Source organism: Alkalicoccus saliphilus (assembly GCF_003044065.1).
Classification (GTDB): domain Bacteria; phylum Bacillota; class Bacilli; order Bacillales; family Salisediminibacteriaceae; genus Alkalicoccus; species Alkalicoccus saliphilus.
In genome coordinates, this window is record NZ_PZJJ01000020.1 from 29,191 (window position 1) to 55,167 (window position 25,977).

At 50.8% G+C, this 25,977-nt stretch carries 21 protein-coding genes; 18 read left to right on the forward strand and 3 right to left on the reverse strand.

The features are described from left to right. Nucleotides 1-365: 365 nt before the first annotated feature. The 10 genes from C6Y45_RS11840 to C6Y45_RS11890 all read left to right on the forward strand — a co-directional run bounded on the left by C6Y45_RS11840 (nt 366) and on the right by C6Y45_RS11890 (nt 14,954). Nucleotides 366-2,468: a (Fe-S)-binding protein gene (locus C6Y45_RS11840; protein ID WP_107585436.1), complete on the forward strand. Its 2,103-nt coding sequence runs from the start codon at nt 366-368 to the stop codon at nt 2,466-2,468. A gap of 243 nt (nt 2,469-2,711) precedes the next feature. Further along, a complete protein-coding gene (locus C6Y45_RS11845; protein ID WP_107585437.1) occupies nt 2,712-3,893 on the forward strand; it encodes an acetyl-CoA C-acetyltransferase in 1,182 nt (393 codons plus the stop codon). Between the two features lie 26 nt (nt 3,894-3,919). Continuing rightward, nucleotides 3,920-4,771 (forward strand): 3-hydroxybutyryl-CoA dehydrogenase, encoded by an 852-nt coding sequence (locus C6Y45_RS11850; protein WP_107585438.1) that lies wholly within the window; start codon nt 3,920-3,922, stop codon nt 4,769-4,771. A 14-nt stretch (nt 4,772-4,785) separates the two neighbouring features. Then, nucleotides 4,786-5,928, forward strand: a complete 1,143-nt coding sequence (locus tag C6Y45_RS11855) for an acyl-CoA dehydrogenase (protein WP_107585439.1) — start codon at nt 4,786-4,788, stop codon at nt 5,926-5,928. Between the two features lie 56 nt (nt 5,929-5,984). Then, on the forward strand, nt 5,985-7,127 hold the full coding sequence (locus tag C6Y45_RS11860; protein ID WP_107585440.1) for an acyl-CoA dehydrogenase: 1,143 nt from the start codon (nt 5,985-5,987) through the stop codon (nt 7,125-7,127). Nucleotides 7,128-7,139: 12 nt separating this feature from the next. Next, nucleotides 7,140-8,063: a methylmalonyl Co-A mutase-associated GTPase MeaB gene (gene meaB, locus C6Y45_RS11865; RefSeq protein ID WP_107585441.1), complete on the forward strand. Its 924-nt coding sequence runs from the start codon at nt 7,140-7,142 to the stop codon at nt 8,061-8,063. Nucleotides 8,064-8,068: 5 nt separating this feature from the next. Then, entirely contained in the window at nt 8,069-8,716 is a 648-nt protein-coding gene (locus tag C6Y45_RS11870) for a TetR/AcrR family transcriptional regulator (protein ID WP_107585442.1), read from the forward strand. A 166-nt stretch (nt 8,717-8,882) separates the two neighbouring features. Next, nucleotides 8,883-12,119, forward strand: a complete 3,237-nt coding sequence (icmF, locus tag C6Y45_RS11875; RefSeq protein ID WP_107585443.1) for a fused isobutyryl-CoA mutase/GTPase IcmF — start codon at nt 8,883-8,885, stop codon at nt 12,117-12,119. 499 nt (nt 12,120-12,618) lie between these two features. Then, entirely contained in the window at nt 12,619-13,113 is a 495-nt protein-coding gene (gene rpoE, locus C6Y45_RS11885; protein WP_107585445.1) for a DNA-directed RNA polymerase subunit delta, read from the forward strand. A 242-nt stretch (nt 13,114-13,355) separates the two neighbouring features. Beyond that, nucleotides 13,356-14,954, forward strand: coding sequence for a CTP synthase (locus C6Y45_RS11890; protein WP_107585446.1), 1,599 nt, complete (start codon nt 13,356-13,358; stop codon nt 14,952-14,954). A 212-nt stretch (nt 14,955-15,166) separates the two neighbouring features. On the opposite strand, the gene C6Y45_RS11895 is transcribed toward C6Y45_RS11890, so the two are convergent. Next, complete coding sequence (locus C6Y45_RS11895) at nt 15,167-15,679, reverse strand: DUF2529 family protein (RefSeq protein ID WP_107585447.1); 513 nt, start codon at nt 15,677-15,679, stop codon at nt 15,167-15,169. A gap of 166 nt (nt 15,680-15,845) precedes the next feature. On the opposite strand from C6Y45_RS11895, the gene C6Y45_RS11900 reads away from it, so the two are divergent. From C6Y45_RS11900 to C6Y45_RS11935, 8 genes are all read left to right on the forward strand, one after another. Further along, the gene (locus tag C6Y45_RS11900) at nt 15,846-16,220 is read left to right on the forward strand and encodes a response regulator (protein WP_107585448.1); all 375 of its coding nucleotides are present in this window, start codon (nt 15,846-15,848) and stop codon (nt 16,218-16,220) included. 218 nt (nt 16,221-16,438) lie between these two features. Further along, on the forward strand, nt 16,439-17,305 hold the full coding sequence (gene fba, locus C6Y45_RS11905) for a class II fructose-1,6-bisphosphate aldolase (protein WP_107585449.1): 867 nt from the start codon (nt 16,439-16,441) through the stop codon (nt 17,303-17,305). Nucleotides 17,306-17,396: 91 nt separating this feature from the next. Then, nucleotides 17,397-18,047 (forward strand): fructose-6-phosphate aldolase, encoded by a 651-nt coding sequence (fsa, locus tag C6Y45_RS11910; protein WP_107585450.1) that lies wholly within the window; start codon nt 17,397-17,399, stop codon nt 18,045-18,047. Between the two features lie 87 nt (nt 18,048-18,134). Further along, a complete protein-coding gene (locus tag C6Y45_RS11915) occupies nt 18,135-19,421 on the forward strand; it encodes a UDP-N-acetylglucosamine 1-carboxyvinyltransferase (protein ID WP_107585451.1) in 1,287 nt (428 codons plus the stop codon). Nucleotides 19,422-19,437: 16 nt separating this feature from the next. After that, nucleotides 19,438-20,406 (forward strand): class II fructose-bisphosphatase, encoded by a 969-nt coding sequence (glpX, locus tag C6Y45_RS11920; RefSeq protein WP_107585452.1) that lies wholly within the window; start codon nt 19,438-19,440, stop codon nt 20,404-20,406. A gap of 224 nt (nt 20,407-20,630) precedes the next feature. Then, complete coding sequence (gene rho / locus C6Y45_RS11925) at nt 20,631-21,920, forward strand: transcription termination factor Rho (RefSeq protein ID WP_107585453.1); 1,290 nt, start codon at nt 20,631-20,633, stop codon at nt 21,918-21,920. A 119-nt stretch (nt 21,921-22,039) separates the two neighbouring features. After that, nucleotides 22,040-22,282, forward strand: a complete 243-nt coding sequence (locus tag C6Y45_RS11930; protein WP_107585454.1) for a type B 50S ribosomal protein L31 — start codon at nt 22,040-22,042, stop codon at nt 22,280-22,282. A gap of 133 nt (nt 22,283-22,415) precedes the next feature. Further along, nucleotides 22,416-23,042: a thymidine kinase gene (locus C6Y45_RS11935; RefSeq protein ID WP_107585455.1), complete on the forward strand. Its 627-nt coding sequence runs from the start codon at nt 22,416-22,418 to the stop codon at nt 23,040-23,042. A gap of 600 nt (nt 23,043-23,642) precedes the next feature. On the opposite strand, the gene C6Y45_RS11945 is transcribed toward C6Y45_RS11935, so the two are convergent. Beyond that, nucleotides 23,643-24,971 (reverse strand): FAD-dependent oxidoreductase, encoded by a 1,329-nt coding sequence (locus C6Y45_RS11945; RefSeq protein ID WP_107585457.1) that lies wholly within the window; start codon nt 24,969-24,971, stop codon nt 23,643-23,645. 167 nt (nt 24,972-25,138) lie between these two features. Continuing rightward, on the reverse strand, nt 25,139-25,975 hold the full coding sequence (kynA, locus tag C6Y45_RS11950; protein ID WP_107585458.1) for a tryptophan 2,3-dioxygenase: 837 nt from the start codon (nt 25,973-25,975) through the stop codon (nt 25,139-25,141). Nucleotides 25,976-25,977: the final 2 nt, after the last annotated feature.

The following is a 25,977-nucleotide window of genomic DNA, read 5'->3' on the forward strand; positions in this document are numbered from 1 at the left end:
CTGTCAAAACTCGTGTTTTAAATGGGCTGCTTTCTGGGGAGGATGCAGACAGCGGTCAGCTGAGAACAAAATATCTGTAAAGTGACGTCTCCCCCGAAATCCACATTTTGCAGAAAACTGACCTGTGAAACATAAAATAAAAGCTGAAGCAGACGATTATAATAATGAACTCAGATTTCATACACAGCTGAACAGAAAACGCTTTCACTTTCTGTTCAATATGCTATAATAACGAAGGAGAAAAGAAAAAAGTGTTTTTTTGTAAAAAAATCTTTCTGAATGAATGCTCATTCAGTATAAACTATGCTATAATAATTTCACAACCAGCCAATATTTTACTAACACATAGAAAGGAGCACCCCCCCATGAATCCGATAGTTATCAACTGGATTATGTTTCTGCTTGTAACCGCTTACGCTGTGTATCTTTTTGCAAGGCTTGTTAAAACGCGTATCGACTACATCAAGCTGGGGCATAAACCAAGCTTTTTAGCCTCCACGAAGGAGCGTATCAACGCCATGGTCGTCATGGTGTTCGGCCAGAGTAAGTTATTGAAGGATAAGAAAAGCGGGATTATTCACGTGCTGTTTTTCTACGGCTTCCTGCTCGTCCAGTTCAGTGCGATCGACGTCATCTGGAAAGGGCTGAACCCGGGGAGCCATCTGCCGCTCGGACCGGTCTATCCGTTCTTTACGTTTTTCCAGGAAATCGTCGTTGTGCTTATTCTTGTCGCGGTCGTGTGGGCTTTCCACCGGCGCTACGTGGAAAAGCTCGTCCGCCTGAAGCGGAATTTTAAAGCCGGCCTCGTCCTGATCTTTATCGGCGGGCTGATGATCTCCAAGCTGTTTGCCAAAGGGATGGAATTTGTCTGGCTCGGCAAGGAGCTGACGATGTTTGAACCGATCGCCTCCGGCCTGGCTGCTGGTCTGGCACCCCTCGGGGAAACAGCTGCCGCTGCAGGATTCTTCTTTTTCTGGTGGGCGCACCTCATGTTCCTGCTCGTGTTTCTCGTCTACATTCCGCAGTCGAAGCACGCCCACCTCATCGCCGGACCAGCGAACGTCTGGCTCGGACCGACGCATAAGCGCGGCCAGCTGGAGCCGATTGATTTTGAGGACGAAGAAGCGGAAAAATTCGGAAAGAACCAGATCGAAGATTTTGACCAGAAGCAGCTGCTGGACCTTTACGCCTGTGTGGAATGCGGACGCTGTACGAATATGTGTCCGGCGACCGGTACCGGGAAGATGCTTTCGCCGATGGACCTCATCTTAAAGATGCGGGACCATCTCACGGAAAAAGGGGCTGCGGTCACGTCCCAGAGCCCGTGGATGCCAACCCCGGCGTTCAAAAACACCCGCGGCAACCAGCTGGCAGCGGCCGGACCGGAAGGCGCGAAGGGGATGGAGATCAATCCGTACGACGTGAACCTGATCGGGGACGTCATCACCGAAGAAGAGCTGTGGGGCTGCACGACGTGCCGAAACTGTGAAGACCAGTGCCCGGTAATGAACGAGCACGTGGATAAAATTATTGATATGCGCCGCTACCTCGTGATGACCGAAGGAAAGATGGACCCGGATACCCAGCGCACGATGAAAAACATCGAGAAGCAGGGGAACCCGTGGGGCATCAACCGGAAGGAACGCGAAAAATGGCGCGACGGCCGCGACGATATCGACGTACCGACGGTCCGTGAAATGAAAAAACGCGAAGAAGAATTTGAGTTTCTTTTCTTTGTCGGCTCGATGGGCTCCTACGACAACCGGAGCATGAAAGTGGCCCAGTCGTTTGCGAAAATCATGAACGAAGCCGGCATCAAGTTCGCGATTCTCGGTAACAAGGAGAAAAACTCCGGGGATACGCCGCGCCGGATCGGGAACGAATTCCTGTTCCAGGAGCTCGCGCAGGCGAACATTGAAGAATTCCAGAAAAATGACATCAAAAAAATCGTGACGATTGATCCGCATACGTACAACACGTTTAAAAACGAGTACCCGGACTTCGGGCTCGAGGCGGAAATCTACCACCACAGCGAGCTGTTGTTCCAGTGGATCCGGGAAGGACGCATCCAGCCGACGTACGAAGTGAACGAGCAGATTGTCTACCACGACTCCTGTTATCTCGGACGCTACAACGATGTGTATGATCCGCCGCGGGAGATTCTGAAGGCGATCCCTGGGGTCGAACTCGTGGAAATGGAACGCAACCGCGAAAACGGTATGTGCTGCGGCGCCGGCGGCGGGATGATGTGGATGGAGGAAGACACCGGGACGCGCGTGAACATCGCCCGCACCGAGCAGGCCCTTGCCACCTCGTCCTCGATGATCGGAAGCGCCTGTCCGTACTGCCTCACGATGATGAGCGACGGAACGAAGGCGAAGGAAGCGGAAGAGGATGTCCAGACGCTCGACGTCGCGGAAATTCTTGAACGCTCCATCGTGAAAAAGGAAGAACCGGCAGCCGTTTAATACGTGCTGTAAAAACTCCCGCTCCGGCTTTGCTGCCGGCGGGAGTTTTTTGTATGTTCAAAATGAGTTTTTTCCAGAAAAGAGCAGACAGAAAAGCGGATTTGATTTACAATAGGGATGAAAGCGCTTTTATTTTTAAAATCATTCTGAACGAGCGTTCAATCGTTTAGCGCCGCTTCCTGATGTGGCATAGAGGAAGGGCACTGCAGGTTTACTTTTACAAAATTTACAGGGGGTCTGGAAATGACTAGAACGGTAATTGTAAGCGGAGCAAGGACACCGGTAGGCCGTATGGGGGGAGCACTCGCTTCCTTCACAGCAGCACAGCTCGGGGGGGAGGCTATCAAAGCCGCTCTCGAACGTGGAGAAGTTTCTCCGGAAAACATTGATCACGTACTGATGGGATCCGTTCTGCAGGGCGGTCAGGGACAGCTTCCGTCCAGGCAGGCGCAGCAGGAAGCCGGTATTCCTTGGCAGACAGGTACAGAAACAATCAACAAAGTATGTGCCTCCGGAATGCGAAGCGTCACGCTTGGTGACATTCTGATCCGTGCAGGGGAACAGGAAACAGTTGTAGCCGGTGGAATGGAATCCATGAGCCAGGCGCCTTATTTTGTGAAAGGAGCCCGTTTCGGTCTGCGGATGGGGGATCATTCCTTCACCGACCTGATGATCCACGACGGCCTGACATGCTCGTTTACAGGAGCCCATATGGGAACGTACGGAAATAAAACCGCGGAAGAGTACGGACTGACAAGAGAAAAGCAGGACGAATGGTCCTACCGCAGCCATCAGAAAGCTGTGAAAGCGATGGAAGAAGGAAAGAATGAAGAGATCGTTCCGGTGGAAGTGCCTCAGCGGAAAAAAGATCCGGTAGTCGTCGAGCATGATGAAGCACCAAGGAAAGATGCATCCATCGAAAGCCTGCAGAAACTCCGTCCGGCTTTCGGTGCAGATGGAACGATTACGGCCGGCAATGCTCCCGGAGTGAACGACGGAGCAGCGGCAATGGTTCTGATGTCAGAAGAAAAAGCGGAAGCGGAAGGAAAAAAGCCGCTGGCCGTTATTACCGGCCATACGGAGCTTGCTGTGAAACCGGAAAACTTTCCAAAAACACCGGGCCTTGTTATTAACCAGCTGCTGAAGAAAACCGGTAAAAAGCTGGAGGACATCGACCTGTTTGAAGTGAATGAAGCGTTCGCAGCCGTTTCTCTTGCAAGCGGCCAGATCGCCGGACTCGATCCGGAAAAACTGAACGTCAACGGCGGGGCAGTGGCCATCGGCCATCCGATCGGTGCAAGCGGAGCCCGGATTATTCTGGCACTGGCGTACGAATTGAAGCGCCGTGGAGGCGGCACCGGCATCGCAGCTATATGCAGCGGCGGCGGCCAGGGAGATGCTGTCATGATTGAAGTAACACCGTAAAGCAGAGGACAGAGGAGGAAGAAAACATGGAAATCAAACAGGTAATGGTGATCGGTGCCGGACAGATGGGTTCCGGCATCGCCCAGGTCTGTGCAGCAGGCGGTTATGACGTCTTTCTGCACGACTTGGAAGAATCACTGACGGAACAAGGTAAGCAGGGAATAAAAGAACGTCTGGAACGGGAAGTGGAAAAAGAGAGAATTTCCGATGCAGATAAAGAAAGAATTCTCAGGAGAATTCAACCTTCCACCGATCTTTCCAATGCGGAAAACGTGGATATCGTGATCGAAGCAGCGGTGGAAAATATGGAAGTGAAAAAGAATCTTTTCCAGCAGCTGGATAACAGAGCTCCTGCGCACGCTATTCTTGCAACTAATACTTCTTCGCTGCCGATTACAGAAATCGCGGCCATGACAAAACGTGCGGAAAAAGTGATCGGGATGCACTTTATGAACCCGGTGCCGATTATGAAGCTGGTAGAAATTATCCGCGGTCTTCAGACATCGGATGAAACATACAAGGCTGTAGCAGAGATGGCATCTTCGCTGAAGAAAACGTCGGTGGAAGTAAACGACTTCCCGGGCTTTGTATCCAACCGTATTTTGATGCCAATGATTAATGAAGCCATTTTCACCCTGTACGAAGGAGTATCTTCTGCAGAGGATATCGATGAAGTCATGAAACTTGGTATGAATCACCCGATGGGGCCGATTACGCTCGCTGATTTTATCGGGCTGGATACGTGCCTGTACATTATGGAAACACTCCACAACGAACTCGGCGACGATAAATATCGTCCCTGCCCGCTGTTAAGAAAATATGTAAAAGCCGGGTGGCTCGGTAAGAAAAGCGGCAGAGGCTTCTACGCTTACGACTAGAAAGGGTGTGCAGCATGAACCTGCAGTTTACAGAAGAACAGGAAATGACGCGGCGTATGGTACGCCAGTTTGCTGAAGAAAAAGTAGCTTCCGCTGTCAAACAGATGGAGGAACACGAAACGTTTCCTTCAGAGATAATTAAAGAAATGGGAGAGCTCGGGCTGATGGGCATGCCGATCCCTGAAAAGTACGGCGGATCCGGTATGGATTATACGTCCTACATGATTGCGATCCATGAGCTTTCCAAAGTCAGTGCTGCAGTAGGGGTAATCCTCTCTGTACATACGTCCGTAGGTACGAATCCGATTCTTTATTTCGGAAAGGAAGAGCAGAAGCAGAAGTACATTCCAAAGCTTGCTTCCGGGGAGTATCTGGGAGCCTTTGCAGTTTCCGAAGCGGGAGCGGGAAGCGATGTGTCCTCGATGAAAACGACCGCTGTTCTCAAAGGGGACCACTACGTATTAAATGGAACGAAAATGTGGATCACGAGCGGTGGATATGCCGATACGTACATTGTATTCGCTAAAACAGGCAGTGAAGGAGGAAGCCGGGACATCAGCGCCTTTATTGTAGAAAAGGATACTCCCGGCCTGGAAGCGCTCACTCCCGAAAAAAAGATGGGACTCCGCGGTTCGAGCACGACACCGCTTGCTTTCGATAATTGCCTCGTACCGAAAGAAAATCTTCTCGGAGGAGAAGGAGATGGATTTAAAATTGCGATGGCCAACCTCGATGCAGGAAGAATCGGCATCGCCGCCCAGGCTCTCGGAATCGCTGAGGGTGCGCTCGAAGCAGCCACGGCCTATGCCAAAGAAAGAAAACAGTTCGGAAAGCCGATCGGTCAGCACCAGGGACTCGGCTTTAAGCTGGCAGATATGGCGACCCAGGTGGAAGCCGCAAAGCTTCTTACGTACCGGGCAGCCGATCTTCGCACCCGCGGCCTTCCTTCCGGTAAAGAAGCGTCGATGGCAAAAATGTTTGCTTCCGACACGGCTATGAAAACAGCGGTCGAGGCTGTACAGGTGTTTGGAGGATACGGCTACACGGAAGAATACCCTGTGGAGCGGTTTTTCCGGGATGCAAAAGTAACGCAGATATATGAAGGAACAAATGAAATTCAGCGCATTGTTATTAATAAGAGCCTGATGAAGCAGTAAAACATATTAAAGAACCGGCATCGTTGTCCGGAAACGAGTGAAAGGGGTAAATAGTTATGAATTTTCAACTGACAGATGAGCAGGAAATGATCCGTAAAATGGTAAGGGATTTTGCCGAGAAGGAAGTGGAACCGACTGCAGCAGAAAGAGACGAGGAAGAAAGATTCGACCGCGGCATTTTTGATCAGATGGGAGAACTCGGCCTGACAGGAATCCCGTGGCCGGAAGAATACGGCGGGATCGGAGCGGACTATTTGAGCTACGTTATAGCGGTCGAGGAACTGTCACGCGTCTGTGCCTCAACAGGTGTAACCTTGTCTGCGCACGTGTCGCTTGCCGGGTGGCCGATTTATACGTTCGGTACCGAAGAGCAGAAGCAGCAGTTTCTCCGTCCGATGGCGGAAGGAAAAAAGCTCGGTGCCTACTGCCTGAGTGAACCGGGATCCGGAAGTGACGCGGCAGCGATGAAAACGACAGCAAAACGTGACGGGGACGACTACATTCTCAACGGTTCCAAAGTCTGGATTACGAACGGCGGGGCAGCTGACTTGTATATCGTTTTTGCGATGACTGATGCAGAGAAGAAGCATAAAGGTATCACTGCCTTTATCGTAGAGAAAGGAATGGACGGCTTTACGATGGGCAAGAAAGAGAAAAAACTCGGTATCCGTTCCTCGCCGACTCTCGAAGTAATTATGGATAACGTCCGTGTACCGGCAGGGAACCGCCTCGGAGAAGAAGGAGAAGGTTTCAAAGTCGCGATGACAACACTTGACGGCGGCCGGAACGGTATCGCAGCCCAGGCTGTCGGGATTGCCCAGGGAGCACTCGACAAAGCGGTGGAATACGCGAAAGAACGCAAGCAGTTCGGAAAACCGATCGGCCAGCACCAGGGTCTCGGTTTCAAACTGGCGGATATGGCGACGAAGGTGGAAGCTTCCCGCCTCCTTACTTATCAAGCGGCATGGAAAGAATCCGAAGGCGTTCCGTATGGAAAAGCTTCCGCCATGTCCAAGCTGTTTGCCGGAGATTCTGCCATGGAAGTAACGGTGGAAGCTGTGCAGGTGTACGGCGGCTACGGCTTTACGAAAGACTATCCGGTGGAGCGTTACATGCGTGATGCCAAAATTACGCAGATATATGAAGGAACGAATGAAATTCAGCGTCTCGTAATATCTAAAATGCTGATGCAGGACTAAGGAGGGAAGACGATGGAACAATCTCAGATCGATTCCCTGCTCCGGGGCAGTGAGCGCGCTTTGGGAAAAGCTATTTCCATCGTCGAGGATCGTGCGCCTGCCCAGCGGGAACTGATGAAACAGGTTCACGCCCACACCGGCCGTGCCCAGGTTATCGGCATTACCGGTTCCCCGGGAGCGGGCAAAAGCTCCCTCGTGAACCAGCTTGTCAAGCACTGGCGCCGTAACGGAGAAAAAGTAGCCGTTATAGCGGTGGACCCGACGAGCCCGTTTTCAGGCGGCGCTCTTCTGGGCGACCGCATCCGGATGCATGACCACGATGCGGACCGCGGGGTTTTCATCCGGAGCATGGGTACGAGAGGCAGCCTCGGCGGGCTTTCGGAAGCGTGCCAGGATACCGTGCGCCTGCTCGATGCCGCAGGATACGACCGGGTGATTGTGGAAACCGTAGGCGTTGGACAGTCGGAGCTGGATATTATGAAAACAGCCGACACCGTGGCGCTCGTACTGTACCCTTCCGGAGGCGATATTATCCAGGCATTTAAAGCAGGTATTATGGAAATCGCCGACCTGTTTGTAATAAACAAAGCAGACCTCCCGGGGGTCACGCAGCTCCGGGCGGAACTGGAGGATCTGCTCCACATATCCGGAGCACCCGAACACCGCCGGATTGTAGAAACGGTTTCTACGAGCGGGAAAGGGACGGATGACGTAGTGGAAGCTTTAAAAGCCCACCACGGCTATTTGAAGGACAGTGGAGAAAAAGAGGAACGAAGGAACCGTCAGCTGGAGTCTGATGTGTGGCGCCGCGTCCTCGAACGGTTCCGGGAAGACGCCGCACCGAATGTCCAGAACGTCATGGAAAATGCCGCGGGCGGTGATCCATATGAGCTGGCAGAAGCCGTGTATGAACAGTACCAGAAAGGAAGGAAGTGAGCCCCTTGCCGAAAAAAGACGTTCCTTCCCTCGTGAAGGACCAGCGGCTGATTGATAAACGCCGTGCCCAGATCGTTAAAGCGGCTGTCCAGCTTTTTAATGAAAAAGGCTATCATAAAGCGACTACCAGGGAGGTGGCAAAAGCTTCCGGGTTCAGTATCGGTACGCTCTATGAATATATCGGATCCAAAGAAGACATTCTCTACCTCGTCTGTGATTCCGTCTATGACGAAGTTGTCCGGAAGTGGGAAAAGCTCCTCGATAAGGAATTGACGGGAATGGAGCGGCTGGAGCAGGTAGTGGAAGCTTATTTCCGGGTCGTAGATGTACTGCAGGACGAAGTGCTTGTGATGTATCAGGAGACAAAATCACTTTCAGGTGACGCACTCAAATACGTTCTTCAGAAGGAAATGCGGATGAAAGAAATGTTTGAAGTCGAGCTGGGGCGGGTGAGGGAAGCCGGACTGATCACTTTGAACGACCGGCAGGTGTCTCTCGCTGCCCATCAAATACTCGTTCTCGGCCAGATGTGGACGTTCCGCCGCTGGGCGCTTCAGAAGGAATTTACAATCGATGAGTACGTCCGGTATCAGCTGCAGCAGCTGTTTTACGGGTTTTCCGTCAAATCATCGGCCGAAAACGTCGAATCTTAAAGCCTGGGTAAAGAGGACCGGCTGATATTGAGGGAAGTCCTTTTTCCGGGAGTCCGGTCTTACTTTATCGTACCTTTAAGAGATTTGTTAATATCCACTGCATTTATAAGAAAAAAAGCCGCACGTATTTTCAGGACCAGAGTTATATTCATAAGGAGGGTTTAGATTGAGCTATCAGCCAGAGCATCCTGTTCGTTTCGTTACAGCTTCGGCATTGTTTGACGGACACGATGCTTCCATCAACATTATGCGCCGTATGCTTCAGGCATCCGGAGCAGAAGTCATTCATCTCGGGCACAATCGTTCCGTTGGTGAAGTTGTACAGGCAGCCATCCAGGAAGACGTACAGGGAATTGCCATTTCCTCCTATCAGGGAGGGCACGTGGAGTATTTTAAATACCTTTACGATGAGCTGGAAAGTCTTGGAGCAAGCCATATCCAGCTTTTCGGGGGCGGAGGCGGTGTAATCATCCCGTCCGAAATCAAAGAGCTACACGATCATGGGATACGCCGGATTTTTTCTCCCGAAGACGGACGGAAAATCGGTCTCCAGGGAATGATTGATGAAATTATGGAAGCGTGTGATTTTGAAACACCGGCACAAAAAATGTCGGTGGATCAGCTGAAATCGAAGGAACACCGCGTCGTAGCAAAGTACATTACGCTGGCCGAAAAACGTTCCTTCGGGGAAGAACTTTCCGAAGAAGAAAACAGCGAGCTGGATGATATTCAGCAGTCCGCAGGTACAAAAGCCCCCGTTCTCGGTATTACCGGAACCGGTGGAGCGGGAAAAAGCTCCCTCACAGACGAACTTGTCCGCCGCTACCTCCGGGCGTTTCCGGATAAAACGATTGCGATTCTGTCTGTCGACCCGACGAAAAAGAAAACGGGCGGGGCACTTCTCGGTGACCGTATCCGCATGAACGCGATTCATCACGAACGTGTGTATATGAGATCCCTTGCGACCCGTGACAGCCGGCAGGAGCTTTCCAAAGCCGTGTCGGAAGCGATTCCGGTTGTCCGTCTCGCAGGCTATGACCTGATTATCGTGGAAACGAGCGGGATCGGACAGGGGGATGCTGCCGTAACGGATGTTTCGGACGTATCAATGTACGTGATGACGAGTGAATTCGGGGCGCCTTCCCAGCTTGAAAAAATCGACATGATTGATTTTGCGGATCTGATCGCGATCAATAAGTTTGACCGGAAAGGTTCAGAGGATGCCCGGCGGGAAGTCCGCAAGCAGTATCAGCGCAGCCACATGCGATTTGAAGAAGATCCCGAAAATATGCCGGTATACGGCACTGTAGCCAGCCAGTTCAACGATCCCGGCACTAACCGGCTCTTCTACGAGCTCGTTCAGGTGCTTAACGAAAAAACAGGAGCCGGCTGGGAAACCGATCTCGGAAAGAATGACGAAATCCAGCTCCGTAACGCAGTGATTCCACCGGACCAGATACATTACCTCCGGGAAATTGCCGATACGGTGAAAAAATATCACAAAGAAACAGAAGGACAGGTCGAAAAAGCGCGCCGCCTGTTCCAGGTGGAAGGAACGATGGAAGTTTTAAAAGAAGAAGGTATCGAGCAGGACAGTCTTCCGGCTGTGAAAGAAAAACTGGAAGCAGAGCTGCTTCCGGACGTAAAGAAAACGCTGGACACGTGGGAAGCGACGAAAGAAGCCTATGCTCAGGAAACGTTTGTAACAAAAGTACGGGACAAAGAAATCGTCACAGAGATGAAGACGCGCTCTCTTTCCGGAATTAATATTCCGAAAGTGGCCCTCCCGAAATTCCGGGACTACGGAGAAATCGTCCGCTGGGTGCGTCAGGAAAACGTGCCGGGATCCTATCCGTATACGGCGGGAGTTTTCCCATTTAAACGACGCGGCGAAGATCCGAAGCGTCAGTTTGCCGGAGAAGGAAGTCCGCTGCGGACGAACCGCCGCTTTCATTATTTGTCGGACGGCGAGGATGCGAAGCGTCTCAGTACGGCCTTTGACTCCGTAACACTTTACGGGGAGGACCCGGGACATCGTCCGGACGTTTACGGAAAAGTCGGAGAAAGCGGAGTAAGCATCTGTACGCTCGATGATATGAAGCAGCTGTATTCCGGATTCGACCTTACTGCTCCGTCCACGTCTGTATCGATGACGATCAACGGCCCGGCTCCGATCATTCTCGCAATGTTCATGAACACAGCGATCGACCAGCAGATCGACAGGTTCGTGGAGCAGGAAGGCAGAAGCCCGGACAATGCCGAAATGGAAAAAATTCAGGATGAAACACTGAATGTTGTCCGCGGTACCGTGCAGGCCGACATTTTAAAAGAAGACCAGGGACAGAACACGTGTATTTTTTCCACAGAATTTGCCCTGCGTATGATGGGGGATATCCAGCAGTACTTTATCGACAAGAAAGTACGCAACTACTATTCGGTGTCCATCAGCGGCTACCATATCGCAGAAGCCGGGGCGAACCCGATCAGCCAGCTGGCTTTCACCCTTTCAAACGGCTTTACGTACGTGGAGTACTATTTGAGCCGGGGCATGGATATTAATGATTTTGCACCGAACCTGTCATTCTTCTTCAGTAACGGCCTAGATCCGGAATATTCCGTGATCGGCCGGGTAGCAAGACGTATCTGGGCTGTAGCGATGAAGCGGAAGTACGGGGCCAACGAACGCAGCCAGAAGCTGAAGTACCACATTCAGACGTCCGGCCGCTCGCTGCACGCCCAGGAAGTCGACTTTAACGACATCCGTACGACGCTGCAGGCGCTGATGGCTATTTACGACAACTGCAACTCCCTTCATACGAATGCGTATGACGAAGCGGTGACCACGCCGACAGAGGAAAGTGTCCGCCGCGCGATGGCGATTCAGCTTATCATTACGAAAGAGATGGGTCTTGCCAAAAACGAAAATTCCCAGCAGGGTGCCTTCATTATTGAAGAGCTGACCGACCTTGTCGAGGAAGCTGTTCTTCTGGAAATGGAAAGAATGAGCGACCGCGGCGGTGTGCTCGGTGCGATGGAAACACAGTATCAGCGCGGCAAAATACAGGAAGAGTCACTGCTTTACGAAACGAAAAAGCACAACGGCGACCTGCCGATTGTCGGGGTAAACACATACCTGAACCCGAATCCTCCATCCGAAGAAGATTTCGATATGGAGCTGGCCCGGGCTTCCAAAGAAGAGAAGGAAGCTCAGATCAACGAACTGAAAGAATTCCAGAATGAGCACGCCTCAGAAGGAGAAAGAGCACTCGAAGCTTTAAAGCAGACAGCACTTGACGGCGGAAACATTTTCGCCGAGCTGATGACGACTGTCCGCTCCGCAAGCCTCGGACAGATTACTTCCGCTCTGTACGAAGTAGGAGGCCAGTACCGGCGCAACCTGTAAGCCGGTTCCGGCCGCAAATAGGGATCAGTGAAGGTTCAGGACAGCTAAACTGCCTGAACCTTTTGCTGTTTCAGCCGCCTCTTCGTTCATTGGTAGAATTATGAGGGGATTTGGTAGAATTAAACGTATATTTGGTATTATTGTACTTATTTGGAATTAAAAAGACATTAGTTGGCAGAAATATGGGGACGGTTGGAACTATTCCGCCGGAGGCTGGTAGAATTCCAGGAAAAGTTGGTAGAAACAACCACCGGACCCCTCTGAACGACTCTTTTTCGACGGATCGTCCGCAGAAAAGGCACGTTTATACGCTTATGTCGTACTTGGGAAAAGCGATCCTTGAAAGAGAGACGGAAACCGGGGAAAAAATTCTGCGATCTGCTGGAAAAACAGCCGCCTATGTGTTTATAATGGAAGGTATGAATTTATGCGTAAAGTCGATACCTGCGAAGCGGGAATCATGCCGGATATATGAGAAGAGAGAAAGGGTGTGCCAAACATGAGTTTAAAAGATTACACAGAAGAACAGCTGAAAGAAATTTCTATGATTGAAGTAACGTTTGAGCTGCTGGAAGAAAAGAACAGCCCGGAAGACTACGGAGTACTTATTAACCGGGTATCGGAAATTCAAGGCCTGTCAAAAGAGCGCCGAAACGAGCGCATTGCCCACCTTTATACACAGATGTCCCTTGATGGCCGATTCGTCAACCTCGGGGACAACCGCTGGGCGCTCCGCTCCTGGTACCCGTTTGAGCAGACAGAGGAAGAACTTTCCCAGATGATGCCCAAAAGACGTAAAGCTGCCAAAGAAGAAGAAGGCTTCGACGATGAACTTGAGGAATATGACGAGTTCGAAGATATTGAAGACGAGCTGGACGAACTGGCAAACGAAGATGACACGGACGTAGACGAACTGCCGGAGGATGAATTCGGAGATACTTCGGATAACCTGCCGGAAGAAGAAACAGAAGAAGACGAGGAAGAAGAGAAGTAAATCCCGTGCTTGACTTTTCAACGGGACGCCGATAAAATCATGTTTGGGCTCCCTAAAAAGGAGCAGTGGTACGTGATGCACGTATCCTGTGAATGAAACAGTCACGCGCCCCCTCTTTTACATTAAAGAGGGGGCGCTTTTCATTTTTAAAGACCCTTCAAAAAGCTGAAAAATGGGGGAGCAAACTCCCTGAATGGACTGACAGGCAGCCTGTCTGCTGAAAATAAAGGAGATGAATAGTCATGACGAAGTATATTTTTGTAACCGGCGGGGTAGTTTCCTCCCTTGGTAAAGGCATTACAGCGGCTTCCCTCGGACGCCTGCTGAAAAACCGTGGGATGAAAGTAACGATTCAAAAATTCGATCCATACATTAACGTAGACCCGGGGACGATGAGCCCGTACCAGCACGGGGAAGTGTTTGTCACAGGCGACGGAGCAGAAACCGACCTGGATCTCGGTCACTACGAGCGTTTCATTGACATAAATGTAGGCAAGTACAGCAATGTTACGACAGGAAAAGTGTATTCCTCCGTTCTGAAAAAAGAGCGCCGCGGAGACTACCTCGGCGGGACAGTGCAGGTCATCCCTCACATTACGAACGAAATTAAAGAGCGCATTAAGCTGGCAGCCTCCGATGGAAATCCGGATGTCGTCATTACCGAAATCGGCGGTACAGTAGGGGATATTGAAAGCCTTCCGTTTCTCGAAGCGATCCGCCAGATGAAAGGGGATGTCGGAGCGGACAACGTGCTTTATATTCACTGTACACTTATTCCGTACTTGAAAGCAGCAGGTGAGATGAAATCGAAGCCGACACAGCACAGTGTGAAAGAACTGCGGAGTCTCGGTATCCAGCCGAACGTCATCGTTGTCCGTACCGAATTTCCGGTGCCGGAAGACATGAAAGATAAAATTGCTCTTTTCTGTGACATCGATAAACATGCGGTCATCGAAGCGCGCGATGCAGAAACCCTTTACGAAGTACCGCTTCACCTTCAAGAGCAGAAGCTGGACGAGTTCGTCTGTAATCACCTGAGTCTTGAGTGCCATGAAGCCGACATGGTCGAGTGGAATGCTCTCGTCAACCGGGTGAAAAACCTTTCCAAAAAAGTGAACATAGCCCTCGTCGGAAAGTACGTAGAGCTTCCGGATGCGTACCTTTCTGTAGCGGAAGCACTGAAGCATGCCGGCTTTGAATTTGATGCCGATGTGGAAATCAGCTGGATCAATTCAGAAGAAGTAACGAGAGAGAACGTAGCCGAAAAAACAGCCGCAGCGGATGGTATTCTCGTACCAGGCGGCTTTGGCGACAGGGGTGTCGAAGGAAAAATTGCAGCGATCGAGCACGCCCGTACGCAGAAAGTTCCTTACCTCGGCATCTGCCTGGGAATGCAGCTGGCGACGGTGGAATTCGCGAGAAACGTCCTCGGATATGAGGATGCCCACTCTGCCGAGCTGAATCCGGAAACGACTCATCCGATTATCGATCTTCTGCCGGAACAGAAGGAAGTGGAGGATCTTGGCGGCACACTCCGTCTCGGACTGTATCCGTGCAAGCTGGAAAAAGGAACGAAAGTATATGATACGTACGGTGAAAGCGTCGTATATGAACGTCACCGCCACCGCTACGAATTCAACAACGCCTACCGGGAAGAAATGGAAGAGCGCGGCTTCCTGTTTTCCGGCCTCAGCCCGGACGGCCGTCTCGTGGAAGTGATCGAAGTAGCAGACCATCCGTTCTTTGTTGCTTCCCAGTTCCACCCGGAATTTGTGTCGCGTCCAACGCGCCCGCAGCCGCTTTTCCGTGAATTTATCCGTGCTTCCCAGAAGGACGCTTAATACAAAAAGGAAGGCCCCTGTCACGAATGGCAGGGGCCTTCCTTTGCAGCTGCTGCAGTTTGTTTATGTATAAGGTTATACGGCTGCCTGCTTTCGCCTTCCCGTGGGAGTCAGTTAGATCCCGCAGGCCGAAGTCTGCCCGAAGAGCTTCTCCTCGGCCTGCCGTTTGAAAGCAGTGTTTTATTTCCAGACGTTCTCTGCACCTTTTTGTCCTACATTTCCTCGTGCTCCTCAAGAATTTCGTGAAGCTGGAAAAACAGGGCGTAATAGATATGAAGAGAAACGAGCAGATGAGGTTCTCCGATCCGCTCCCCGGATTCGACAGGAATGAGCGGGCGCGTCACGTGGGTTTCGATCAAAAAGGAAGCAGCCTGCTCGAGCTCGTGGCCGTAAGCTTCTGGAAGAACGAGGACAAGGGAGGCACCGGCCTCCTGGACCGCCCGTATCTCCGCTTCGGTATCCTCCACACGGGCTGTAAAAACCCATACAGTATCAAGAGAAGAAAGGACGGTATCTTTTTCGAGCCGGTTGCATTCCGGAACAGCATCCGTTCCGTGCACCGCCTGGGAAACGATCCCTCCAAGTTCCGGAGAAGCAGCCGCGTAAACTTTTCCGTCACTTAAAATGCTCTGGGCGGTTACACGGGCAGCATCTTCTATATCCATTTCCGATTTATTCAGCTTCCGCAGAATACCGGAGAGCTGCGTTTCAAATATTTTCATCATTTTTAAAGTTCCTCCTTAAACAGTCATTTTTTCATTGTACAGGTCTTTCAGGGGTCTTTGAATATATTGTCGAAGAGAAAACATTGAATTTTCCATAAATGTAACATACGATGGTAACAATAGGTAATTCACCATGACATACATCTGAGCAGGGGAGGGGTTTATTATGACGGAAAAGCTGCTGGTAGTTGATGATCAGTTCGGTATTCGCGTTCTGCTGAAGGAAGTGCTGGAAAAAGACGGATATGAAACCTACGAAGCCGAAAACGGTCAGGCAGCCCTTGCCATACTCGAGCAGCATCATCCGGACCTCGTTCTCCTCGATATGAAAATTCCCGGAATGGACGGCATCGAGATTCTTCGTGAGATGCGGCGGAGGGATATGCAGACACCTGTCTTTCTCATGACCGCGTACGGAGAAATCGATTTAATTAAAGAAGCGGAGCACCTCGGAGCCCTGAAACATTTTGCCAAGCCTTTCGATATCGAAAGCGTGCGGGCACAGATCCGGAATTTCTTCGATACCAAGCAGAAGTTGTAAGCGCTGCAACTAAATTAATATTTTATTCCCTCAAAAAATACAGGCCGGATATGCTATAATGAGCTTGTGAGTTTTTCACCTGTTTTAATCTGTAAACGTCCGCATGATACAGCTGTTATCACCGGAACAGGCATCCGGAGCTGTATCGTACATTTGTGCAGAAAACAGGCAGAAAAGACTAAATCTGCGCGTGACCTATCGAAGGAGGATCTTATCGTATGCCTTTAGTATCAATGAAAGAAATGCTGGAAACAGCAAAAGCCAATTCCTACGGAGTAGGACAGTTCAACCTGAATAACCTCGAATTTACGCAGGCGATTCTGCAGGCTGCAGAAGAAGAGCAGTCTCCGGTAATCCTTGGTGTATCTGAAGGAGCAGCAAAATACATGGGCGGATTCAAATCCGTCGTCGCAATTGTAGAAGGTCTGATGGACAGCTACAACACGACAGTTCCTGTAGCAATTCACCTCGACCACGGCTCCAGCTTCGAAAAGTGTGTGGAAGCAATGTATGCCGGATTTACATCTGTAATGATTGACGGTTCCCATTTTCCGCTGGAAGAAAACATTGCTCTTACGAAAAAAGTAGTGGAAGTAGCCCATCTTCTCGGCGTATCCGTGGAAGCAGAGCTCGGACGCATCGGCGGTCAGGAAGACGACATCATCGTTGACGACGCAGAAGCTGCCTACGCGATTCCGGAAGAGTGCGATCAGCTTATCCGTGAAACGAAAGTGGACTGCTTTGCGCCGGCACTCGGTTCCGTACACGGCCCTTACAAAGGCGAGCCGAACCTCGGATTCGACCGTATGGAAACGATCTCCAGCAACACGGAAGTACCGCTCGTGCTTCACGGTGGGACAGGTATCCCGACAAAGGATATTAAAAAGGCGATTTCTTTTGGTACAGCCAAAATTAACGTAAACACAGAAAGCCAGATCGCTTCCGCGGCGAAGGTTCGTGAAGTACTCGATGCGAACCAGGAAATGATCGATCCTCGTAAATACCTTGGACCGGCACGTGAAGCGATTAAAGCAACAGTAATCGGCAAAATGCGTGAGTTCGGATCTTCCGGACAGGCAAAATAAAGAAGGTCAGAAGGTCTGTGTCTCCGGACACGGACTCCTTCTTCCAGCCGATAGTAAGCGTTATCATTAAGAAGAGGAGGAGAAAAGGCATATGAAATTTTTTATTGATTCAGCCAACATGAATGAAATTAAGCAGGCACAGGAGCTCGGAGTACTGGACGGGGTCACGACAAATCCGTCCCTCGTAGCAAAAGAAGGAGCCGATTTTCACGAGCGCCTTCGTGAAATCACAAGTCTTGTAAGCGGTTCGGTCAGTGCAGAAGTTATTTCCCTCGATGCGGAAGGAATGATCCGGGAAGGCAAGGAACTCGCAGCGATCGCACCGAATATTACAGTGAAAGTTCCTATGACGGTGGAAGGCCTGAAAGCTGTACGGGCGTTCAGCGAAGAAGGCATCAAAACCAACGTCACCCTTGTTTTTTCAGCGAACCAGGCGCTTCTTGCTGCACGGGCCGGGGCTTCCTACGTTTCTCCATTTCTCGGAAGACTGGATGACATCGGCCAGAACGGGGTGGATCTGATCGGTACGATTTCAGAGATTTTTGATCTGCACGGCATCGAAACAGAAATTATTGCCGCCTCCATTCGTCATCCGCAGCATGTAAGTGAATCTGCGCTGCAGGGGGCTCATATTGCCACGCTGCCGTACAAAGTCATTGAGCAGCTGACGAAACATCCTCTTACAGACATCGGTATCGAAAAATTCCTCAGCGACTGGCAGAAAAGCCAGGCCGGAGTTTAAAAGGAACGGCCTGCTGGAACGAGCAGGCCGTTTTTCCCCCATTCACTACTCATCACGATAAAAGACAAGGCAGGAAAGGAACAATTCATGGATAAATTACTTATTGAAGGCGGTCACCCGCTGGAAGGCAAAGTGACGATAAGCGGTGCTAAAAACAGTGCTGTTGCACTCATACCGGCAGCTTTAATGGCTGACACAGCAGTTACTATCGACAACCTGCCGGATATTTCCGACATTGCGGTTCTTGGAGAACTGCTCGAAGAAGCCGGGGCGGTTACAAAACGCGAAGGTGATTCCTTTACGCTTTACCCGGAGAAAATGTTTCCTATGCCGCTTCCAAACGGCCTCGTCAAAAAGCTGCGCGCTTCCTACTATATGATGGGTGCCATGCTCGGTAAATTTAACAAAGCAGTCATTGGTCTTCCGGGAGGATGCAACCTCGGACCGCGGCCGATTGATCAGCATATTAAAGGATTCGAAGCGCTCGGAGCCAAAGTAACAAACGAGCACGGAGCTTTGTATCTTCAGGCAGAAGAGCTGCGTGGAGCACGGATTTATCTTGACGTAGTAAGTGTCGGTGCCACAATTAATATAATGCTCGCTGCGGTCAAAGCAAAAGGCAGAACGGTCATCGAAAATGCCGCGAAGGAACCGGAAATTATCGATGTCGCTACGCTCCTTTCCAACATGGGGGCAAAAATTAAAGGGGCAGGAACGAATGTGATCCGTATCGAAGGCGTAGAGGAGCTGAAAGGCTGCCGCCATACGATCATTCCCGACCGCATTGAAGCCGGGACGTACATGATTTTTGCCGCTGCCGCCGGCAGTTCGGTAACGATCGATAATATTATTCCCCTGCACGTGGAGTCGCTCAGCTCCAAACTCCGTGAAATGGGAGTCGGGGTGGAGGCAGGAGACGACTCGGTCCACATTGAAACGCAGGAAAAACTGGAGCCGGTGGACATAAAAACACTCGTCTATCCGGGGTTTGCAACTGATCTTCAGCAGCCGGTCACTGCACTGCTCACAAAAGCCGAAGGAAGCAGCATGATCACCGACACTATTTACAACGCCCGCTTTAAGCAGGTGGATGAACTACGGAGAATGGGCGCCTCTATCAAAGTGGACGGCCGCTCCGCCCTCGTCTACGGCAGAACAGCCCTTCAGGGAGCAAAAGTCCGCGCAACGGATCTCCGCGGAGGAGCAGCGCTGGTTACAGCCGGACTGATGGCAGAAGGCGTAACAGAAATCACCGACGTGTTTCATATTGACCGTGGCTATTCCAGTCTGGAAGAAAAGCTGAAAAACCTGGGAGCTGTAATCTGGAGAGAACAGCTGACGGAAGCGGAGATACAGGAAATCCAAAATTCTTAAACCGGGGTGATCACGAATGGAACGAAGCTTATCAATGGAACTTGTACGGGTAACCGAAGCAGCTGCTTTAAAATCAGCGCGCTGGATGGGGCGGGGGCAGAAGGAAGAAGCAGATGATGCCGCTACAGAAGGTATGCGCGACGTATTTGATACAATTCCAATGAAAGGCACCGTAGTGATTGGTGAAGGAGAAATGGATGAAGCTCCAATGCTTTATATCGGGGAGCGGCTCGGAAACGGCTACGGCCCCCGGGTGGACGTAGCGGTGGATCCGCTGGAAGGAACAAACATCGTCGCCAACGGAGAGTGGAACGCGCTTGCGGTACTCGGAGTAGCGGACAAAGGCAACCTTCTGCACGCTCCCGACATGTACATGGACAAAATCGCAGTCGGTCCGGAAGCTGTAGGCAGAATTGATCTGGATGCTCCGGTGGAAGAAAATATTCGTGCCGTAGCCGAAGCAAAAGGAAAAGACGTCGAAGACCTTGTCGTCACCATTCTGCGCCGGGAAAGACATAGAGATCTTATTGCCGCTGTCCGAGCGACAGGGGCACGGATTAAGCTTATAGGAGACGGAGACGTTGCCGGAGCTGTTAATACTGCTTTTGAAGACACCGGTGTTGATATGCTTCTCGGATCAGGAGGTGCCCCGGAAGGCGTACTGGCAGCCATCGGTCTGAAGTGTCTCGGCGGGGAAATCCAGGGACGGCTCCTGCCGCAGAACGACGAAGAAAGAGAACGGTGCGAAGGGATGGGCATCGATGATATTCACCGCGTGCTCCACATGGAAGACCTTGTTTCCGGCGATGACGCGATTTTCGCTGCGACCGGCGTAACGGACGGCGAGCTTTTGAAAGGCGTGCGCTACAAAGGGGAAACAGGCACGACCCAGTCGCTCGTTATGCGTGCCAAATCCGGAACGGTTCGATTTATTGACGGAAAACACCATCTTGATAAAAAGCCCGACCTCGTTATTCGTGACTAACTGCCGGAAGGAGTAAGCTGCCCCCGGAATCAAAGAAGGCGGGCAGGTTTTTCCTTCCTCTTCCATTGTCAGTCCTCCGAAAATATGCTTAGATAGACAAAGCTGATTTGATACTGAACGCAGGTTCAGCACCCCCGGATTTCTTCCAGAAACATTATTCACGTATTCCCACATGCCCGGCGGAGCATCCGCTGCTGAAACTTAGAAAAGGTCTGGTGACATATATGGCAGTAACATTGAAAGAAATGGAGCATATGAAGCTCAAAGAACTTTACGATCTGGCAAAGGAGCATAAAGTATCCTACTACAGCCAGCTCACCAAAAAAGAACTTATTTTTGCGATTTTCAAAAAACAGGCAGAAAATGAAGACTTAATGTTTATGGAAGGTATCCTGGAAATAATTCAATCGGAAGGTTTCGGATTTCTCCGGTCCAACACGTACAAGCCGAGTCCGCAGGATATTTACATATCTGCGTCCCAAATCCGCCGCTTTAAACTCCGTAACGGGGACCGGGTATCCGGGAAAGTACGAAAACCAAAAGAAAACGAGCGGTACTATGGCCTGCTGCAGGTAGCTGCCGTGAACGGCGAAGACCCGGAAAAAGCGAGTGAACGGCCGCATTTCCCGCAGCTCACACCTCTGTACCCGGAAAAGAAAATGACGCTCGAGCATCAGCCGAACATGGTCGCTTCCCGCGTGCTTGATATGATTGCACCGGTCGGCTACGGTCAGCGCGGTCTGATCGTCGCTCCACCAAAAGCAGGAAAAACGCTTTTGATGAAAGAAGTTGCGAACAGTATCGCTGCCAACCACCCAGACATGGAAATCATCGTGCTGCTTATTGATGAGCGTCCGGAGGAAGTAACGGATATGGAGCGTTCCATTAAAGGGGAAGTCGTCAGCTCCACCTTTGACGAAGTACCGGAGAATCATATTAAAGTGGCGGAGCTTGTGCTCGACCGGGCGATGCGCCTTGTCGAATCGAAAAAGGACGTTGTCATTCTGATGGACAGCATCACCCGGCTTGCCCGGGCGTATAACCTCGTCATCCCACCGAGCGGACGGACGCTTTCCGGAGGGATTGATCCGGCGAGTTTCCACCGGCCGAAGCGCTTCTTCGGAGCGGCGCGTAATATCGAAGAAGGTGGAAGTCTCACCATTCTCGCCACCGCACTTGTAGAAACCGGTTCCCGGATGGACGATGTCATTTACGAAGAATTTAAAGGAACAGGCAATATGGAGCTGCATCTTGACCGGAAACTTGCAGAGCGCCGGATTTACCCGGCGATTGATATCCGCCGGTCCAGTACGCGCCGGGAAGAGCTGCTGCTGCCGAAAAAGCAGATCGAAGACCTGTGGGCGATCCGCCGTACCCTCAACGACCAGCCGGACTATATGGAACGCTTCCTGAAAAAAGTAAAAGAAACAAAAACAAATGAAGAATTTTTTGCCTCATTCGAACGTGGGAAGCAGAGCCGCGGCACTCGCAGCCAGTCTTCCGGTAATTCCTGATGTTATAATCTTTTATTGCATTCTCCTTCCCGCCTTGTTATACTTTTTTTATGTGTGAAAGAGTTCAACACAGACTTACTCTGTTTCGAAAGATTCAGGGCGGAAGGAGCTGAAAAGACATGAAACAAGGAATTCATCCAGAATACCGCAAAGTCGTATTCAAGGATTCAAGTACCGGCTTTATGTTCTTGACTGGTTCTACATCGTCTACGGAGCAAACTGTAGAGTGGGAAGACGGCAACACTTACCCTCTTATTACAGTGGAAGTATCTTCTGATTCTCACCCGTTCTACACAGGTAAGCAGAAGTTTGCTGACGCCGGCGGACGTGTCGACCGTTTCAAGAAAAAATACGGTATGTAATGTGCAGACGAAACAGGCAGAAAATTTTCTGCCTGTTTTTTGTGACTAAATACGCTTGTTCTCTACGTTAATTGCGCGTAGGATTACATATACATGATCAGGAAAAAAATTATCGGAACAGGAGCGTCGCCTCATGCACCTTAATCAGAAAGAAGGCTGGATCGAAGTCGTCTGCGGGAGCATGTTCTCCGGAAAATCGGAAGAACTTATCCGCCGCGTCCGCCGGGCCAGCTTCGGCCGCCAGAAAATCCAGGTTTTTAAACCTCAGCTTGATAACCGCTACAGTGAAAAAGAAGTTGTGTCGCATAACGGAGCGACCGTGTACGCTTATCCCGCGACGGATGCAGAAGATATTTACACGCTGCTCGAAAAAGATACGGAAGTCGTTGCTGTTGATGAGATTCAATTTTTTGACCCGAAGATTGTCGATGTCGTCCAGACACTCGCAGACGATAAAATCCGGGTCATCTGTGCCGGTCTGGATCAGGACTTCCGCGGGGAGCCTTTCGGCTGTGTGCCGGTGCTCCTGACACTCGCAGAGTCCGTGACGAAGCTGCAGGCTATCTGTCTTTCCTGCGGGGCTCCTGCAAGCCGCACGCAGCGCCTGATCGACGGGAAACCGGCTTCCTATGATGACCCGATCATTCTCGTCGGAGCTTCCGAATCGTACGAACCACGGTGCCGGCACTGCCACGAAGTACCCGGACGCCCGAAAACCACCCACGTCCCGGCCGTCAACCTCGCCCGGGAAAACAACTGATCCGTACCGAAGAAAAAACCTGTCAGTTGGCCTGACAGGTTTTTTCTGTGAAGCAGAACTTTATTTTGTGGTCTGTCCTGAAAATAGAAATTTACTTTGGTTTCTGTAAAAGACCGCCTTCGTTTCCATGGGGAAGCTTTCCGGGCGGGACGGTCTCAGCTAATCCCTTTCTCCCTGTGGTCGGAAGGGATGAATCTTCAGCTCGTTCAAATTTGCCCCACGTCCTCTTCAGTTTGCGTGAATATGCAGAGCAGCATCTTTTTTCAAATTAATAAATTCCCTTTGGAGTATCGATGTTCATTTACAAAACAGCTGTCTACGGAATCAAAAAGATTATTTCAAGTTTCCTTTCTGAAGCGGAAGGCGGGGACTCCGACGGGAATGAGCGAAGTCGGAAGATCCTTTCTGAAGAAGCTCAACTTCGGCAGAAACAGCTGAAGACGAGACCCGCGGAAAGCCTCCGCCGGCAAGCGTAAGAAAGCCGGTACGAACATAAAGGTAAGGGTTTTACCGGACTAATACTTCTGAAAGCTGCAGTTTCGTTTTAGAAGCGTCCACCGGCAGGCGAAGCAGACATATCTTCTTACAGAACCCCACTGCTTACAAACTGCGTGAATGACGCTGTACCGGGTCCCACGTGGAATTGTACGGAGGGGCGTAGCTGATATCAAGATCCTGGATTTCATCGACTGTCATACGGTTAAACAGCATGACGGAAGATGTATCGATCCGCTTGTCCACCCCGTGGACACCGGCTGCCTGCACCCCGAGCAGGCGGTCATTTTTATTGTCCTTCAAAAGCTGGAGTGTCATCGGTTCCACTCCCGGATAGTAGCCGGCAAAAGCAAGCGGCTCAAACGTTTTGCAGCTGAAGTCAAAGCCGAGGCTTTTTGCTTCCTTAATGCCGATTCCCGTCCGTCCGGCTGTGATATCAAAAAACTTCAGAATAGCCGTCCCGAGCATACCCTGAAATGTTTTCTTGTCTCCTGTGATATTTGCTCCGGCAATGCGCCCCTGCTTATTGGCATGCGTCCCGAGCGGCACGTAATCGTCCTGCTCCTTAATCCGGTGATACTGTGTCGCGCAGTCTCCGGCAGCGTAAATGTTCGGGACGTTCGTACGCATATACGGATCGACAATGACCGCTCCGGAAGCGTGGGTGTAGATACCGGTGTCCTCCAGAAAATCCGTGTTCGGACTGATGCCGATGGCAACGAGCACTCCGTCTGTTTCATAGGAATATTTGTTTGTTTCCACGCTTTTTACCCGGCCGTGCTCATCACCGGTAAAGCCGGCCACGTCCTCATTCAAACAGAGTTCAACGCCGTGCTTTTCCGCTTCCTTACGGAGAACCTCGCTGACCGGTTCGTCGAAGTTGCTCCCGAGTTTGTCATTGCGGTTAATGATACGCACTTTTTTACCGATTTCCACAAGGTTCTCGGCAACTTCCAGACCGATGTATCCTGCTCCGATAATGGTAATATGCTCCTTGTCCTTGAAGTCTTCCATAATATTTTCTGTATCAGGAATCGTCTTCATCGTATGAATACCTTCAAGGTCCGCACCGTCCACCGGAATGACGTTTGGACTTCCGCCGCTGGCCACGAGAAGCGTATCGTACGATAAAGAAAATGCTTCCCCCGTATCCAGGTTTTTACCTCTCACGATCTGGTTTTCAGCATCGACGTCTGTTACTTCATGAGAAACCTTTGCATCGATGCCTTTTTTACGAAAATAGGAAACAGGCCGTGCAATCAGATCGTCGCTTTTTTCTACAAGCCCTCCCATATAATATGGCAGGCCGCACTGGGCATAAGAATACACCGGACCGCGCTCAAGTACCGTAATTTCCGCATTTTCCGCTTTATGAACTATCTGCATCGCGGCACTCATGCCGGCTGCATCTCCTCCAATAATGACAACTTTCATCCTGTATCGGCTCCCTTCTGTATCTATGTTTCTAATACCCCCACCCCTTCCGAAGGTAAACATATGGAAGGAACTACAGGAAAAACTTTTCCGGGAGATTTTTCAGTCGTTCCGGCAGAAGTTATAAGAAAATGTGAACAGATCAGCAAAGCGTCAGAAGTCCAGATTTACAGTTCGGTCCGCAGGTCCCACAGCTCGGGGAAAAAATGGTGGTCGAGCACTTTTTTCAAATAGTTCACACCGGACGAACCACCGGTGCCTTTTTTAAAGCCGATGATCCTCTCTACGGTTTTCATATGACGGAAACGCCACTGCTGGAAGGAATCTTCGATATCTACGAGCTTTTCTGCGAGCTGATACAGCTCCCAGTAGCGGTCGACGTTCTGATAAACAGTCATCCACGCTTTTTTCACGGCCTCGTTTTCTTCATACAGCCTGGAAAAGTCCCGGTCGGCTAGTTCCTCCGGAATATCAAAACCGGCTTTTCGAAGCGCCTGGATAGCCACGTCATACAGGCCGGGGGCGTGGTACGCTTTTTCCAGCTGTGCGTGCAGTTCCGGATCTTTTTCATAAATCTTCAGTATGTGGCCCGTTTTGTAGCCGAGCGCAAATTCAATCATCCGGTACTGATAGGACTGGAATCCGGAAGCCTGGCCGAGCGCATCGCGGAATTCTATGTATTCCGCCGGGGTGAGTGTGGACAATACGTCCCATCCTTGAATGATCTGCTCCTGAATTCTCGTCACGCGTGCGAGCTTTTTAAACGAGGCGGGAAGGTCGTCCGCCTGGATGGCTGCGATCGCAGCATCTGTTTCATGCAGGACGAGCTTCATCCACAGCTCGCTGACCTGGTGGATAATAATAAAAAGCATTTCATCATGATGACCGGACAGACGTTCCTGGCTGGAAAGCAGCGTATCCAGATGCAGGTATTCGCCGTACGTCATGTTGTTTTTAAAGTCGGTATGAATCCCTTTTTCAGAAGACGGGCTGGTATATTTCATAA